The organism is Neobacillus muris (genome assembly GCF_943193175.1).
Lineage (GTDB): Bacteria > Bacillota > Bacilli > Bacillales > Cytobacillaceae > Neobacillus > Neobacillus muris.
This window is the reverse complement of record NZ_CALPDF010000064.1, coordinates 1-16,668: the sequence shown is the minus strand read 5'-3', so window position 1 is coordinate 16,668 and position 16,668 is coordinate 1. Positions and strand designations below refer to the sequence as shown.

Sequence of the window (16,668 nt, the reverse complement as noted above, 5' to 3'; positions counted from 1 at the left end):
AACGTTGGCTTCGTTTCAAAAAGAAACGAATGTTTTATTGTTGACGTTTTTGTTTGTTTAGTTTTCAAAGAACAATTTCATACCAACTATCAAAAGCGACCTTATTAATTTATCATATCTTATCAACCAAAGTCAACTTTTATTTTTTAAAACCGTCAACTACGAAAAACTTTTTTATGATGTTCCGCAGCGACGGTTATAAATATAACAAGGATTTTTAAAAAGGTCAATAGTTTTTTTGTTTTTTTAGGATAACTTTTTATTTACCCGATAGCATCGGTGGCAAACTCCCCTGCCTTTTGTTTCAATATTGACTACTTCTATTAAATGCCTGTCAATTAAATACTCTAAAAGTACCGACAAATCCACAGAATATGGATTCAGTTCTTTTTCATCCATCATTTCATTAAATGTCCAGTAGTCTTTTGCACTTAAAACGCCTAACAAATGTGATGAACCCATATTGGTTCTAGAATGAATCAAAAACTCACTAGCTAAAAATAAAAGCTCTAAACGTTTTTCAAGGGGTTCTTCACTGTTTACGAGTTCTTCATACAATTTATAGATCTCCGGCTCAATGAGTTTAACCTGATGCCAAACGGTAAGTTCGGGATGAAGCCCATTATCTATCACCGCTAAACGGGCAAGATGATGGAGAGAATGAACGACATGATTATAAGCATCTAAAAATAGCTTCTGTTCAAAGAGCGCTTTACCATCAACATAGCGCCGTATTAATTTTGCAAATTCCAAACCTAATTTGACCTTTCTGCCGTTGAACGGAAACTCATTTAGTTCAGTTATTAAGTTTTCAATGTATTCATTACGGTCAAATATAATTTTTGCATGGTGCAGCCATTCAAAGATTTTTCGGTTGGTCCCGAGCAAGATCCATTCGTGCACTTGTGCTTCAGTCACTATATGCATGGCTGCCTTTTTTTCGCCGAAGGAATAGTGCTTAATAAAAATTGGCTGCTCTGCTTCTTTTACAATCACTAATAAAATGACATCAAACGTATCTGTTGTTTGACTTGGTTTTTGTCTTTTTTCAACCATTAAAACTCCTAGAGTATTTAATTGGCCCGCCCTCTCTTGGTAGATCGGCCGAAGAATGTCTTCCATTCATCCTACCTCCATATTTTATCAATAGTTTTATATGTTCGACAGCAACGATAAATCTCCTTCTAAAATTTTAGACAACATTCGACAACCTTGCTGTTATCCTTTTTCCATATACCCTCAAGTGTGGTATAGTTTTTTTAGGGAGGATGTATGATGGCCAAAAATTCGAGCAAAATAAATAAAATTCGAACCTTTGCCTTATCATTAATTTTCGTTGGTTTTATCGTCATGTATGCCGGGGTTTATTTTCGGACTTCACCAATTATTATGACCATATTCATGCTTTTAGGTCTTATTTTCATAATAGCCAGCACCATTGTCTACTTCTGGATCGGCATGTTGTCAACCAAAGCGCTCCAAGTAATATGCCCTAATTGCGGAAAGCCAACCAAAATGCTTGGCAGAGTGGATATGTGTATGCATTGCCGAGAACCCTTGACATTAGACCCGAATCTTGAAGGCAAGGATTTTGATGAGTCCTACAACAGAAAATCCCAAAAATAAAAAGATGACCGAAGCTATTTTATTACAAATAGGTTCGGTCATCTTTTTTCCATCAACTATTTAACAGCCTTTGCTGCTAATGCACTTCTTTGCCAGTGCATTCAGGACATGTACCGTAAATCTCCATCCGATGGTTTGACACTTTAAAACCCGTTACATGTGTTGCCAAATGTTCGACTTCATCTAAACCAGGATAATGGAAATCCACGATTTTCCCGCAATTTTCACAAATGACATGGTAATGCTGAGTGGTGACAAAATCGAATCGGCTTGATGAATCTCCGTAGGTTAATTCCTTTACTAAACCAACTTCACGAAATACCCGTAAATTATTGTAAACTGTTGCCACACTCATGTTAGGGAATTTTCCCTCCAAGGCTTTGTATATTTCATCCGCGGTAGGGTGTGACATTGAGTTTATTAAAAATTCCAGTATCGCATGACGTTGTGGGGTAATCCGAACCCCCGTATCCTTTAAGGTATCCAACGCTTCTTTTAATTGATTCATCGTCATGCACCTCTTTTCTAAAATATATTCTTAAATTGTAATTGTTATAATTTATTTTACTAGGTATTTTGTACTTTTGTCAATATTGGCATACGGCAAATAGAATGCGCTATTCATTTAATCGTGCGGCATCACTTCATCTGGCCAAATATAAAACAGACTTGTTTGTATTTTATGATATAAAATCTCAAAAATTTCTTTCCTCTGAAATTTTTCTTGATACAGGCAGCAAGGCAAAACCAATTATGGAATTGATTTCATCGCCACTTCCCCCTTTTGGAATAATTTCTGAAATATCACAATTTTCTTTATAATATCATTATTACCTCATCATTTCTATTGTTTGCAAAAAAAAAGCGGGTCACACTGGACCCGAAAGATTTTATCTGAGGAGGTATGCCCTAATAAAATGATATTCAATTTAAGCATTGTTGCATTGGACAAAAGCCTTTTATCAAGAAAATAGGCTGTTTAAAACCTTATAGGTTTTCACGAATAAAGCTTAAAGCTTCCTCTACATGGCCCTTCACTTGAACTTTTCGCCACACCTTCACAATCATCCCTTGTTGATCGATAATAAAAGTGGACCGTTCAATGCCCATGTACTCTTTCCCAAAATTCTTCTTCAACTTCCAAACCCCGTAAGCATTCGCTGCTTGGTGCTCCGGATCTGCAAGCAATAAAAAGGGCAGGCCATATTTTTCAGTAAATTTCTTATGGCGGCCGGCAGGGTCCGTGCTAACCCCTAAAATGACTGCATTTAGTTCTTCAAATTGTTCATGGTTGTCCCTAAAATCACACGCTTCTGTTGTACAGCCTGGCGTCATGTCTTTAGGATAAAAATACAGCACAACATTTTTTCCCTTTAAATCAGATAAAGCCACTTTTTCACCTGTTTGGGCTTCTAACGTAAAATCAGGTGCTTGTACTCCAGCTTCCACAGTCACAATAACCACTCCACTATTCATTTCTTTTTGTATATAGACTAACTAAATTTCAATTTCAAAACAACCTTTCTGCACAGCGTTATTTTTCTTTGTCGTACATCACTTTCGCAACAAAAGCAGCCGGCAATGTATAACCAATCAAAGCTTCTGTTACTGCAACCATTCTGCCAATCCCCTGTGGAATAACTTCCCCGTTGCCAACAGAAAAAAGCATCATGGCACTAAAATAAAAACTTGTTTCAAAGATATTGTTGTTGCCACCGCTTATTTCTTTAAGCACAGCCATACCCATTAACTCAAACAGTAAATAGATTAAGCCAAAACCAATAATGACAGTTAAATAACAAATCCCCAAATAAAAAAAATTATCAACTGAAACTAACTTCTCTTTAATGATATTCGGAATAAATAAAGTTCGGATACTCATAAAAATGCAAAAAATAACGATAACCAGCAAAAAAAAGAGCATGAAAACCACCCCGCAGATTCCTGTTAGTCTATTTTTATGCGGACTTGCCCAATAAAATATCAAAACCAGGCTCCATTTGGCCTGGTTTGATATTTTTTCATGTTATTATCGAAACTAATTTCCTGCTCCTCGGTACCGTTTTACTCCCTGATTCCATAAAAGGACAGAAAGAATGAAGAAGATGACTCCGATGATGGGAGTTAATAATGAATAATAAAAGAATTCATTTCGCCCCAGAAAATAGGAGGCAGGGTAAACCCCTACAAACGCGAAGGGCAAAACCCATGTTAATACAAAGCGGATGATTTTATTATAGATATTAATTGGATATCGCCCATAGCTGCTAATATTATACATCATGGGCATGAGCGACGTGCGCGCATCCGCCCAAAAACTAATGCATGCCAGCATGATGAAAATCCCTCCATAAACAAGTGCCCCGCCTATTGAAAATAGAACGAATAAAAATGGATCATACCAAGAAAGTGTAAGATTCAGACGGCTGCCAGCATATACCATAACTGCCATACCGGTCACAGCCCCAAGCAATGCCTCGAGTTCCAGCCGCTCCAAAATGATTTGGAACAGACTATGTATTGGCCTCGTCAGGATCCGGTCTAATTCCCCCTTAACAATATAACGCTCATTAAAATCCCAAATATTAAAAAAGGCGGAAAAAACAGCAGATGGCACTAAGAAATACCCATAAATAAAGATAATCTCATCCCTAGACCAGCCGCCTAAATAATTCGTATGCCCAAAGACAACCAAAATAAAAACAAGATTAACGGACTGTGAGAGCAAATCCGAGAAAAATTCAACTAATATGTCGGTTCGGTATTGAAGTCTGGTCTTCATGTATTGGGCCATATATTGAAATAACATTGATACGTAAAACATGCTTATCCTCCTTGGATAACCAGCTGTTTTTTGGCCAAATTCCAAAGCAGCTGAATGGGTACGATTAAAATTAAAACCCAAATGAATTGCTGGCCGATTGCCATCATCGCCTGTTCAGCAGTAAACCCTTTTGTAAAAATCATGCTGGGAATGTAGCTGATTCCCTGAAACGGAAGATAGTTCATGACACTTTGCGCCCAAACCGGAAAAAAACTAATAGGCAAAATCAAGCCAGAGAACAAATCGATAATGACCCGTTTAGCCCGAATCAAGCCGGCATTATTATATAGAAAGAAGGTGGTAATCCCCGTTAATAAATTTATCTCCGTATTAATGAGGAAACTTAACAATATAGATATAGCAAACAGGCCCCAGACCGTTATATCCCAGGTAAAATGGATCGGAAAAATAAAATAGACAATCAAAAGACCTGGAATCGAAAATAAAAACAGCCGAAAGACCCCTTCACCTAATGCCTGCATCATTTTCATCACCATATAATTGTAGGGCCTGATTAGCTCTACCGCCACCCGGCCATCCATAATTTCAACTGCCATTTCCCTGTCCAAATTGTTAAAGTAAAACGCCCGGGCCATCCATGAAATGGCTACATATGTGGTCATTTGCGCAATGGAAAGACCTTGAATTTGCTCCTTCCCACCGTATATTGCTGACCATAAAAAATAGTAGGCCCCAATATTAATGCTGTAGATGAGAATCCCAGTGTAATAATTGGTTCGATACGCGAGCATCATTAAAAAGCGGATCCGAACCATTTCCAAGTATTTATCCAAACTTGACTACACCCTTTTCATATATATTACGAATTATTTCTTCTGTTGAAGTCTCGTGGATTTTTAAGTCCTTAATTTTATAAGCAGCCACGATTTTGGCAATAAGCTGTGAAATCAACTCATCGTTATCTTCTGTATAGGCAATGAAAAGCTGCTCTTTCTCATCGAGTTCCCATTTAACAGGAAGGCCAGCCGTAACAGCCTGTACTGATTGCAGATCAACATTCTCAAGAAACTGAAAATGCAATTCTTTTCCTTCTCCCCAAGTTTCCTTTAGATGATGGAGCGCCCCGTCATATATAACTTTTCCCTCATCGAGCATATTATCTCTATTAATATGCACATAAATTAAATGCACTTAATTCATGGCATAAATAGACTTATAGCCCTAATTATATCAAGTAAAAAGTAATATATTTATATTTTTTAATATTGTACACAATTACTATAATTGCTAAAATTGTTTTATACACTATCTTCCATAAAGGTATATAACTAAAAATGCACATAATTAGAATTCATTTACTGGGGTGATCGATATAGAAACTCAATTAGACAATTTAGTTTACTTTGGAAGAGGACAATCCATTAATTTTTGTACAGTCCCTGTATGGATTGATTTTGTTTTTTTCAGTAATGGAGAAGTGAAAAAAAAGCACTTTGCAGCCATTGGCCTTAAAAATAAAACGCTTGATGTTCATATCATTCATCCAGTTTCACAATTTATTTTTGATAATTGGAAGAATCGCGCATTCAATACACAACGAAAACATGCAAATAATGTTGTAAAGTTTCTTAATTATTTACTAGCGAATAAAAAAGCATTAAAGATTAATACACTCAAAGAACTGGAAATTTTTCATGGTACACAATATCTTAATGACCTTTCAATTGAAGGGGTAAGCAGATCAACTGTTAAAGATGCAGAAAGAACTCTTACACATTTTTATTATTGGTTAACAAAACTAGATTGTATTAATTCAATCTCAAAAGATTTGTTCGTTAGAAAGCAAACACAATTTTCTTCATATCATGAATCACCCTTTAAACCATTATATCCATCTAGATCACCAAAAAGAATTGAACATACTTTACCGATTGAGTATATTCCCCTTCTTTTGGAAGTAGCAATTGCTGTAGCTAAACCTATAGCATTAGGAATCTATTTTCAGATTTTTGGAGGTCTACGTGTTTCTGAAGTAGTAAATTTAAAAAGAACTCAAATAGTCAGAAGGATGGGAGACGGAGATTTTGTTTTAAAATTAAACAAACAGAACTTTCGACCCGACCTTAAAGAAGATGCCTCCGTTAAAAAAGTAAGAACCCAACGAGTCATGCAAATTAATGATTGGGGACATAGCTTATTTAAAGATCATATTAATCTCTATAAACCCATGGATGAAAGTGATGCCTTGTTTATCAATAGAGATGGAAAAGCTTTATCTCAAAGAAGTTATAGACAATACTTCCAGAAAGTAAAAGACTCTTTTATCAGTCAATTGGAAACCTACGGAGATAGTGAGCAAAAACTCTTAGCTTCACACCTTAAATATATGAAATGGTCAACCCATATCGGTCGAGGGATATTTACGAACATTATTGCCGAAGATGCTGAGAATCCTTATGAAATAGCACATCTTCGTGGTGATTCAAATATCACTTCTGCATTAACTTATATGGTCTCTACTGAAAGAATACACAAAAAAATAGAACAAAAGGTTTCACAAATGCATCAAACTTATATTCCAAGGTTAATACAGGAGGATAATAAGAATATTGAATAACTCCCATAAAAATACCAACAACTGTTTAGGTGCTAAAGAGACAGCACAAAGATTGGGTTATGCCTCAAGTGACAGTATTCATCATATGATTAATACAAATATATTTCCTAATGCATTTAAATTCAAGGATAGATTCTGGATTCCTATTAGTGATATTGAGAGATTTGAGAAATATACAGATAACGATAATTATTTAGACACCAATGCAGCTGCATTAAGACTTGGGTATAAGTCTAGTGATTCGATTATTTGGTTGATTAAAGAAGGTATATTCCCAAATGCATTTAGATTTTATAAAAAATGGAGGATTCCTATTAGTGAAATAAAAGCATTTGAGCAATTAAAAGCTAAATTAGCGAATTGTTTAGACACAAAGCAAGCTGCACTTAGACTAGGGTACAAGGCACCAGAATCAATTATCAAAATGGTAAAGGAAAAAAGATTTCCAAACGCTTTTCGTTCTCTAGGGCAATGGTGGATTCCTCTTGGCGATATTGAAGCTTTCGAGGAATTTGTTCAACCACCGAATAGTCTTGATTTTAAAGAAGTAGGGAAAGAATTGAGCCTCAGTAAAAAAACTGTCATTCAGTTATTAAAAGAGGGAAAATTCCCTAATGCAGTAAAAATTCTTAACAAATGGCAAATTCCTCTTAATGATATTGAAACTTACAAGAATTCAAATAAACTTAATGGTTCCTTAAGTACAACGGAAGCAGCGATACAGCTCGGATACAGTTCAAGTTCTAATATTAATTATTTGATTAAGACAAAAAAACTTCCTAATGCTTTTACTTTAAAAGGGAAATGGCGTATCCCTGTGAGCGATATTGAGGCATTTAAACCCACCGGAAATACAGATAATTCCTTGAGCACTACAGAGGTGGCAAAAAGACTTGGATACAAATCAAGTGCCTCCATTAATGATTTAATTAAAAAAAATAAATTCCCTAACGCTTTCAAAGTATTTGGGAAAAATAGGATTCCTGTTAGTGATGTTGAAACCTTTGAACATCAAACGATACCAAAAAACTGTTTAACCTCGGAAGAAACTGCAAAGAGACTGGGGTACAAATCAGGTAATCATATTAATTGTTTAATCAATAAAGGTAAGTTCCCTAACGCTTTTAAAATTAATATGAAATGGTGGATTCCTTTTAGTGATATCAAAGTGTTCGAACAATTTTCTAATACAGAGAATTGTTTGGATACCAAAGAAGCGATGCAAATGTTAGGTTATAAATCAACTACTCCTATTCAACAAGCACTAAAAAACAAGAGATTCCCTAACGCATTTAAACTTGACCACAAATGGTGGATTCCAATGAATGATATTACAGCGTACCAAGTTGAGAAAGATAGCTTTATGTCTAAAAAAGCAGATAAAGATAACCAATCATCTAAAAAATATAAACTAACAAAGAAACGGCCGACTCCAAAACTAGCTTTGGAAAAAAATTGTATAGACGTGCAAGAATCAACAAGAAGGCTTGGTTTCAAAACAAAAATAAGTATCTTCGAGTTAATTAAAAAAGGTGAATTTCCTAACAGTTTTAAAGCCTCAGGGAGATGGTGGATTCCTATAAGCGATATTGAGGATTATGAAAAATCAACTAGAAAGTTTTCACTTAAATACTTAAATACTAAAGAGGCTTGCTTAAGGTTAGGTTATAGTAGTCCAGCAGTAATCTCTCGGATGATTTCAGAAAAGAATTTCCCAAATGCTTTTAAAAAAAATACCCAATGGTATATTCCACTTAAAGATATTGAGGATTTTGAAGTTCTTCAAAAACAATTGAAAAAGAAAATAAATTATTCAGGCCAATTAGGTTTTGAAGAATTAAAAGAATTTATAAAATCAAAAGATCAAAAACAAGAATTTCAAGAAACAAAACAACTTTTTCTTGATTATGGTTTAATACAAACCAATAATATGTCAGGTTCAACAGGTTATATGAAGGGTAGAGTTAGATTATTTAAACGTTTTTATGAAAAATTACATTCAAACATAAATAAAGAGATTTATTTGCTAACAATGAATGAGATAAATTCATTGTTAGGGTCAGACTCCCCTTTTACTAAGACTGAACAAAAATTATTTATACAATTCATAAAATATACTTACAGTATGAAAGATATCAAACCTAACGAAGAATTTGTAATTTCAAACATAAATAAAAAAACAGACAGCAAAGAAATATATCCAGCTGAGTTATTTTATAAAATCTATAATTATATTAGAGATACAAAAACTCATACACCGATTGCTGTTAAAGATAAATTCTACGCTCATATGTGGGTTTATACGATTTTACTGCTTACTGATTTTATAAGAGGGCAAGATTTGATTACAAACACTCCAAACATCAACTTAGAAGGCCTAAATATTAGCAAAATTGACTGGTTTTTAGAAAATGATTTATCAGACTTTCAAGCACAGTCGATTATTAATCAATTATATATTCATTTTAGACATAAACGTACAAGTAAAACGAAAGAGCTTTTAACATTTATTGTAGCACCTGACCTTATTTACCCATTAGCTACTTCCCTAGTTATTTCTGAATTTCATAGAAAAATGGATGGGAGTGAAATGCTGTTAAATACTTTTTTCGAAGGTATATACAATATTATAAGAACTGAAGGAAAGGAAAGACATAAAAAGTTTTTTAATACCGTATCAGAATTTAAAGAGTTTCACTTTGGCAGCCAGAAAATGAACAATTCTGTAGGTACTTATCTATTTTACTCAATAACTGAAGAAGACGGGTATGATGGAGAATTAGCGCTACACTTAACACAGACAGCTAGATCGCACAAAAGCCCGGAAACAACCAGTATATATATCCAAGCGACAAATAAAGATGGGTCGATCAATCGTGTATCATATAATCTTTTTAGAAGAGGACATTTTGGCTGGCTATATAATTATCTTATCTTATACGCCTCTCAATCTAACGAGATTAATAATACTATGGAAGAACGGACTAAACTCATTGAAAATATTAGACAGGAAATTTCTCCAATAGCTTTAGAAAACCTTTCTAAATTTATAGAGAATCATTTAACCCTTGTTCCTTTAAATAACAAAACCAATAACATCGATGATTATTTAACAGATATTTATCGAAAAAGGCAATCAGTTATTTCGAAATTAATAGATTACTCATATGATGAAATCAAAGAAATTATTTTAAAGCTGTCTAAAGGGAAAATGCCGTCTAAAAGTGAACATGCCCAATGCTTTGTTCATCCAAATTGTAAATATCCGCAGCTAGCTAATTGTTATTCATGTGAATACGTGATTCCACGGAACCTATTGTTAATTCAACTCATGGAAGAATTAAATCGACTATTAGATAATATAGAATCTTACACAAATGAGTTACTTATTAGGAAGGATACCAAGTTTTTGTTACATTGCCTATTAATTTGGAAAGAAGCACGTCTAACTTATGGTGAAGAGGCGGTAAATGCTTTTATTCCAACAGAGGAAACTTGGAGAAGAATAGAGAATCTGGCGCATAAACTTCACATTGAATAATCAAAGGAGCAAATAAATGGAGTTAAGAACAAAAATTGGATCTATTAATACCAATGCAATAATTGAGAAAAAAACGAATGTTGAGTTTAAAACATTTGACATAAACGAATATAAAGAAATGTTTCAGCAATTAGTTGATACAAACTATATGTTGGGCAGTTTTGAAGATATACATTGGGAGATACCGGACAAATTGGTGGACTACCCTATTATTCTTTCTTTTGACATAGAAGTCCATTACGATCTGAACAAAACTCTTAAAGGGTATACCATTCTGAGGTTAATATCTGGAAGGTCCCCCTTTACAGTCTATAATGAGTTAGCAATACTTAAGAAGGTTATTCTGGCAACAAATGGTTTTCAGGATATAAAGGCCCTTGAATCTTTATTAGAAATTCAAAGTGCAAATTATTCCTATCAAGGTTATCAAATATCAACGGACGTAAAGCGCTTTGTGTCTTTTCACAAGGTCGAGAACCATGAAAAAATTGAGGACATTTGCAATAATATCTCTTTAAGAAGGTTAAGTAGGGAACTACCCTTATTTGAGGATATTATGATTTTCGATGACATTATTAACGATTATTTTAGAAATTACTCCTCTGATGAAACATTTAAGTTCTTACCAATAATGATTTGGTGGCTACTCACGAATGTTCTACCTATGAGACCGTCTGAATTTACATTGATAGAAAAGGATTGCTTAAAAGTTATAGATCATTTTCGTAACCCCTATCGAATTTCAGTACCGAGAATTAAAAATGAGTCTAGCTCTCCTGATTTCGTAATCAGATATGATTTAATTGAAATTGACAGAAGTACGTATGAACTTTTATCAAGGTCAATCCAAAAAATAAAATCATTAGATTTCGACTCAGAATATCTTTTCCCTGTTGAGTTGCTAACAATGTTTAGAAAAAGGAGATCAAAGAAAAAAAACAGCAGAATGAACAGAAGGGATTTTGACTATTTAAAAAAGGAGTTTTATGAAAAGGTTGTAGAAGGAATTTACGGCCAATATGGTCTTGAAAGGATAAAGTCAGGAGATACAAGGCACTTTGCAATAATAAATATGTGCCTACAAGGATTTAACATGCTCTCCATAGCTAGAATGGCCGGACAGGATGATATAAGAAGTCAGTATAGTTATTATTCCCACGCTGAACACTTTGCACAATCCTATGTATATCGCTTGGCTCAAAGAAAAAATGAAATCAAAGTAAGTAAAAATATTGGCAACGGAATCATCGGCTGGCGACGATTCATTTATGATAAAGGAAAATCTAAAACAATTAATAACGTGGAAAATATTGTCGGTAGAGTACAGTATGGTACTTGTATGGAACAAAAAGACGTTTTTCCTAATAGTTGTATTGAATATTGTGAGTTTTGCTCTAACTATATATTCAACCCTTCAATTAATGAACACCAGGAAGCTATTAAATGGCTATTAGATTCATCAAAAACCTTAGAAATAAAGATTCGGGAATCGATAGCATTAATGAAAGAAATCTCTACGAATCTTGCTAATTCACTTCGGAGTTCGAATGATGATACATTAAAAACAACATCGAGAAGCTTATTGGCGTATATGGATATGAAGGCAACAGTTGACTCACGACTCATGGAGGCAAAGATATATGGTAACGAAGAAAAATTCTAACGGACGTGGCAAGCCACAAGAATGGACAGATGACCAACTAAAAGAAATGGCATTAGAGGTTAAATATAAAAATCAAAGTAAAAATTTAACTCCGTCCTTCTTACAAAAAGAAACGGGTGTAGGAAGAAATACTTGGAGCCGTCGAATGAAGGAGTTTATCGAGGAATTAAATAAACCTATGTTACCTACCATAAATTTAGATAAAACTGGTGAAGTAACGTTACCTAACATTGATTTAATTTTTGAAAAATACGGGAAAGATAAGCGATTATTGAAAAATGAACTACTCAATGTTGAAGTACTAATTTATGATTTGTATACTGAATTAAAAAATTTTAAAGCAAAACAGGAATTATACCAAAAGGCAATTAATGAAGCTCAATCACTAAAAGAAGAAGTAGCTAAACAAAAAAAGAGGGCCGAACATTACGAACAACTTTATAACTCCCTTGCTGTTTCTAGTGTTTTTCCTCATTTACAAAATGAAAAAAAATCAAAGTTAAATGAATTAGGGATTAAAGATAATTTAATTGATTTTAACATCAACAAAGAAAAAAATTTGGATTTGGGGGATTTATCATCTCATTTCCCAAAAGTAACAGATGCTACCATTGCTAATAAAGAGGAATTGGAAAAAAATGAAAAACGAGATAAAAACATGAAAGAACTATTAAATAAATTTGATTTATAATTTTCATCCTTTGTAAAATTGAAGAATTATTAGTGTGATATTAAATTAAAAAAACCAGACTTTAAATCCCCTTATCCTATTAGTAAAAAAGGGGTCCCAGCAGAAAAATGCATTCTAACGGTACCCCAATTAGGGCTTATACGATTTAAATATTGACCACTAGTTGCCAATATTGGTGCAATATAAAAGAGCTAGATATATATGGATCTTGAATTACAACAATTTAAAGCAGAGTTTTTCAAGGGCCTTTCCCATCCCCTTCATATTAGAATTTTTGAAGTACTTTCAAAAGAAGAATTGAGTGTAATCGTTTTTAAATCTTATTCCAAGAGATCTAATATCCATTCTTTCAAATCAACAATACGTAAATGATCTATGCTTTTATTGGTTCCTGTTACAATAATAGGTGAAAGAGAATCATTTTTATGCATCGATCCATGAGCTCCCCCGCCTGTATGTTCAGGAGAACTTTCTCCAATAAATTCGTAGCCATGTTTGGCATCTACTATTAGAAATTCTCCTTTTTGTGAATGTAATGCGCCATACAATCTTGCTAATCCATCAGGATAATACCCACATGATTGAACCGAGGATACGGTCATAAAGAAAGATAGAAGTAGATATAGCAAATACTAGCAAAGTATGTTTACTTGGAAATGTAGAGTCCATTTTTGAAGGAATAAGTATGCCGACACAATGTTCTACAAAAGGACGTGGTTTAAAATAGAACAACTTTATTAAAGTATGAATTAACAATGTAATCCCCATAGATTTCACCGCATTACATGACACTTTTTTGTAAGAATTATTTCTAAACCACATGAAAATCAACACAAAAATAAACACATAACGAATCTTATTTGAAATCCATATCATCAGCAAATCAATTGGAGAACAACGTCCAGAAAACTGATTAATTATTTTAAATACTTTATCGTTCATATAGAATATCTCCTAACTTTATAGATACAAATAAAATTCCCAACTATGAATGAAAGTATGTATAAATCAAAGAATGGGAATTAGCTGTAATAAATCCCATATTAATGTTTTCCTAAGATCAAATGGCAATGGCAAAGACTTTTAAGTTAAAGAATTCCAATATTTGCCCGATTACGAAAAAAACCCTTTATATCACAATATATGACTTTTAATAAAACCTTTACAAACGGTTAAACTTTGTTTTAAATACACATTTGCATTAAAAAATTTCATTTTTAAATCATTGGGATACTGATATCCAGCAGTAAAAATACTTCATTCCCCTTCCTTTTATTCGACTGATCTAAAAACTGATACGGTTATTCTAGAATGACTCCCCACTCTGCAAAACCCTTTTAGTTGGACTAGCCTAAAAGGGTTTTGCTATGTTGATTTTGTAGTACAAAGGAACACCCTTTACTCATCACTAATGTATCCATGTTTTTTTACATGGCGTTATTATATACGGATGTAAATCTATGGTTGCGAACCAACTTAAGTTGGTTGATTTGCTATAATAAATTCATTTTTACCTGGGGGATTCTAAATCGAGAATTATTTATTGCCTTTAATTAGGCAATAAATAATTTTTGGTATCTAATAATTAGACAAACCCAAAAAACTTGCTAGCATGAAAACACTAATAATTCTTCGAACTGTTCATTAATAACCAGACCTTTTTAAAAGTTCCTCTTTCACCTTCCTTTTATATTCAGCTTCATCGTCAGTCAAGTAACGTTCAAGCCTTTTGGCTAATCTTTCAAAGCTTTTCAGTAATTCTTCATTTGTTAATTTTTCTAAATTCATAAGATTACCTCCCTAATATTACCCCTATAGATACGTACAACATGAAAAGACTACCTATATAAGTAGTCCTAACAGATAGCATTTTGCAATCATTTACAAAACATAATATGTAGTTTTCTTGATAAAAGTCCAATTTGATTTTATTAAGCTTGTTCAAAAGGGGTTAATAGGAAGAGGAACTATCTTCGGACCCCCTTTACATTGTTGTCTAGTTACTACTTGAATAATCAATACGTTTTTCGCTAATAAGATCACTGACAGTACCTAGTTGGTACCCTTTTGCTTTAATATTCGTTATCATGGAATCCAGTCCTTCAGCAACAGGTTTTGTAGGATGCATAAGAACCATTGATCCATTCTCTACTTTTGACACAACTCGCTGAACCATTTCTGAAGGTAAAGGTTTTTTCCAATCAACCGTATCGACCGTCCACAGAATGGTTTTCATGCCAAGTTGGTCGGCCACATTAACCGTTGCATGATTAAAACTTCCACTTGGTGGCGCAAACCACCTTGGTGTTATTTCAAGAGTTTTTTTAATGACATCATTCGTCTTTTTTAATTCTTCCGTTGTTTCGTATACAGAGCGTTTTTTGAGATCAGGATGGCTATAAGCGTGGTTACCAATTTCATGACCCTCTTCTTTAATTGACTTAGCCAAATCAGGGTTTTTATTAACCCAACTTCCGTCGAAGAAAAATGTTGCCTTTGTTTGATGATTATTTAAAATCTTTAGGATTTCTGGGATGTATTCGTTACCCCAAGCGACATTTATTAATAGCACCACCATTGGCTTTTGTGGATTTCCTCTATAAATCGGCTCGGGTCTCAAATTATCTAAATGAATATTAGGAGGTATTTCCTTATAAACCACTTTGTTTTTGTCAAAATCACCAGTAGATTTCATTTTTTGATAACTAGCCTCAATATTTACATCCAATCCATTGTATCCAGGTATCGCCTTCCATACCCTATCAACTTTTGCGTCAATCGGTTTAATTTTATGCTGGTTTCTGTACTCTTGAATTTTTTTATAAAGATCATCTTTATTAATTTCTATAGAAGTTATGTTTTCACTTTTAAAATTAGACCCTTGGGACATCACTTTATAAGGGTTAGTAGAGATTCCTAAAGTCAATACTAACATAATTGAAAATGATATAAGATACGTGGTATATTTTCTTTTCATTTTAGTTTCCTTTGGATAGTAGTTTAATTTAACCTGAAGACTTTAGTTAATTTTCATAGCAATATTTCCACTTTTCGGTCGTCTTTTTCCATTTTTCTCCTACTTTACATTCACTTGTGAAAAACTATGTTTTTATTTATTCATTTATATTTAATCCACTTTCTAATCTTTTTTGCATAAGCCAGCATATTTTCCGTTACTTAATAATCGTTCTGACTCATTTAGATGTAAAGTATTCATATATCTAAACGGGCCATATTTTGTATGTAGAAGAGGTAAAAATCATCAGTATACAACCGAGGTGTCTCCTTGATCCGATCTCTTTGGATTGGGGATTTTTTTCTCATTGAAAATTCGAGACACAGAGCGAACTTGTTGGTCCTTAACGTGTTCTAGGAAGTGCATAATCGTACTTATAGATGCACTATCGTTCATATAAAATAAACAAAGATTCTTAACTTCTGCCGATGTTAATTTTTATATTGTGGTTTGTTAACAATTCCTCCTTCAAAAATTATTTCAAACGTAATATCCCCTCGCAAGACGATATTATTCATAGTTTATTAAGGGGCACTACCTTTTTAAATAGTGATTTGTCCTGCATCTCGTTTAATTTTTTGACTTTTAGAAGTTATAAAACTAAAGTTCCATGCTGAATTTAAATAAAAAGATAAAGTTATTATTAAAATAACCTCCCTCTATAAATGTTGATATATCAACGGTTTGACCCGTTGGTGAAGTGACAAAAAAATATTTTTCGACATGTTT

General features: G+C 33.5%; 17 protein-coding genes. 6 read left to right on the top strand and 11 right to left on the bottom strand.

Annotated features, from left to right (window positions below; genetic code table 11):
- Positions 1-246: 246 nt before the first annotated feature.
- Positions 247-1,122, bottom strand: coding sequence for a nucleotidyltransferase-like protein (locus NFS43_RS23390; RefSeq protein ID WP_251555350.1), 876 nt, complete (start codon positions 1,120-1,122; stop codon positions 247-249).
- 153 nt (positions 1,123-1,275) lie between these two features.
- On the opposite strand from NFS43_RS23390, the gene NFS43_RS23385 reads away from it, so the two are divergent.
- Positions 1,276-1,626: a YgzB family protein gene (locus NFS43_RS23385; RefSeq protein WP_251555349.1), complete on the top strand. Its 351-nt coding sequence runs from the start codon at positions 1,276-1,278 to the stop codon at positions 1,624-1,626.
- A 76-nt stretch (positions 1,627-1,702) separates the two neighbouring features.
- Here NFS43_RS23385 and perR read toward each other — a convergent pair whose 3' ends face one another.
- The gene (gene perR, locus NFS43_RS23380) at positions 1,703-2,140 is read right to left on the bottom strand and encodes a peroxide-responsive transcriptional repressor PerR (protein WP_251555348.1); all 438 of its coding nucleotides are present in this window, start codon (positions 2,138-2,140) and stop codon (positions 1,703-1,705) included.
- Positions 2,141-2,238: 98 nt separating this feature from the next.
- Here perR and NFS43_RS23375 point away from each other — a divergent pair, with 98 nt between their 5' ends.
- Positions 2,239-2,448 (top strand): hypothetical protein, encoded by a 210-nt coding sequence (locus NFS43_RS23375; RefSeq protein WP_251555346.1) that lies wholly within the window; start codon positions 2,239-2,241, stop codon positions 2,446-2,448.
- 165 nt (positions 2,449-2,613) lie between these two features.
- On the opposite strand, the gene bcp is transcribed toward NFS43_RS23375, so the two are convergent.
- The 5 genes from bcp to NFS43_RS23350 form a co-directional block, all read right to left on the bottom strand.
- Entirely contained in the window at positions 2,614-3,102 is a 489-nt protein-coding gene (gene bcp / locus NFS43_RS23370) for a thioredoxin-dependent thiol peroxidase (RefSeq protein WP_420910356.1), read from the bottom strand.
- 58 nt (positions 3,103-3,160) lie between these two features.
- On the bottom strand, positions 3,161-3,508 hold the full coding sequence (locus NFS43_RS23365; RefSeq protein WP_338150633.1) for an ion channel: 348 nt from the start codon (positions 3,506-3,508) through the stop codon (positions 3,161-3,163).
- Between the two features lie 156 nt (positions 3,509-3,664).
- Positions 3,665-4,450 (bottom strand): ABC transporter permease, encoded by a 786-nt coding sequence (locus NFS43_RS23360; RefSeq protein ID WP_251555344.1) that lies wholly within the window; start codon positions 4,448-4,450, stop codon positions 3,665-3,667.
- A gap of 2 nt (positions 4,451-4,452) precedes the next feature.
- A complete protein-coding gene (locus tag NFS43_RS23355; RefSeq protein WP_251555343.1) occupies positions 4,453-5,244 on the bottom strand; it encodes an ABC transporter permease in 792 nt (263 codons plus the stop codon).
- The gene (locus tag NFS43_RS23350) at positions 5,237-5,587 is read right to left on the bottom strand and encodes a hypothetical protein (protein ID WP_251555342.1); all 351 of its coding nucleotides are present in this window, start codon (positions 5,585-5,587) and stop codon (positions 5,237-5,239) included. The genes NFS43_RS23355 and NFS43_RS23350 overlap by 8 nt, the downstream gene beginning before the upstream one ends.
- Positions 5,588-5,774: 187 nt before the next feature.
- Between NFS43_RS23350 and NFS43_RS23345 the strand changes: the two genes are divergently transcribed.
- Genes NFS43_RS23345 through NFS43_RS23330 form a run of 4 tightly spaced genes read left to right on the top strand, consistent with a single transcriptional unit; the run spans position 5,775 to position 12,923 of the window.
- Complete coding sequence (locus tag NFS43_RS23345; protein WP_338150632.1) at positions 5,775-7,028, top strand: tyrosine-type recombinase/integrase; 1,254 nt, start codon at positions 5,775-5,777, stop codon at positions 7,026-7,028.
- Entirely contained in the window at positions 7,021-10,569 is a 3,549-nt protein-coding gene (locus NFS43_RS23340; RefSeq protein WP_251555341.1) for a helix-turn-helix domain-containing protein, read from the top strand. The genes NFS43_RS23345 and NFS43_RS23340 overlap by 8 nt, the downstream gene beginning before the upstream one ends.
- 16 nt (positions 10,570-10,585) lie before the next feature.
- Positions 10,586-12,232: a site-specific integrase gene (locus tag NFS43_RS23335; RefSeq protein ID WP_251555340.1), complete on the top strand. Its 1,647-nt coding sequence runs from the start codon at positions 10,586-10,588 to the stop codon at positions 12,230-12,232.
- The gene (locus NFS43_RS23330; protein WP_251555339.1) at positions 12,210-12,923 is read left to right on the top strand and encodes a hypothetical protein; all 714 of its coding nucleotides are present in this window, start codon (positions 12,210-12,212) and stop codon (positions 12,921-12,923) included. Before NFS43_RS23335 ends, NFS43_RS23330 begins: the two co-directional genes overlap by 23 nt.
- Before the next feature lie 320 nt (positions 12,924-13,243).
- On the opposite strand, the gene NFS43_RS23320 is transcribed toward NFS43_RS23330, so the two are convergent.
- The 4 genes from NFS43_RS23320 to NFS43_RS23305 form a co-directional block, all read right to left on the bottom strand.
- On the bottom strand, positions 13,244-13,471 hold the full coding sequence (locus NFS43_RS23320; RefSeq protein WP_251555353.1) for a hypothetical protein: 228 nt from the start codon (positions 13,469-13,471) through the stop codon (positions 13,244-13,246).
- 13 nt (positions 13,472-13,484) lie between these two features.
- Entirely contained in the window at positions 13,485-13,865 is a 381-nt protein-coding gene (locus tag NFS43_RS23315; protein ID WP_251555338.1) for a phosphatase PAP2 family protein, read from the bottom strand.
- 702 nt (positions 13,866-14,567) lie between these two features.
- Positions 14,568-14,711: a hypothetical protein gene (locus tag NFS43_RS23310; RefSeq protein WP_251555337.1), complete on the bottom strand. Its 144-nt coding sequence runs from the start codon at positions 14,709-14,711 to the stop codon at positions 14,568-14,570.
- Between the two features lie 208 nt (positions 14,712-14,919).
- Positions 14,920-15,858, bottom strand: coding sequence for a polysaccharide deacetylase family protein (locus NFS43_RS23305; protein ID WP_251555336.1), 939 nt, complete (start codon positions 15,856-15,858; stop codon positions 14,920-14,922).
- Positions 15,859-16,668 lie beyond the last annotated feature (810 nt).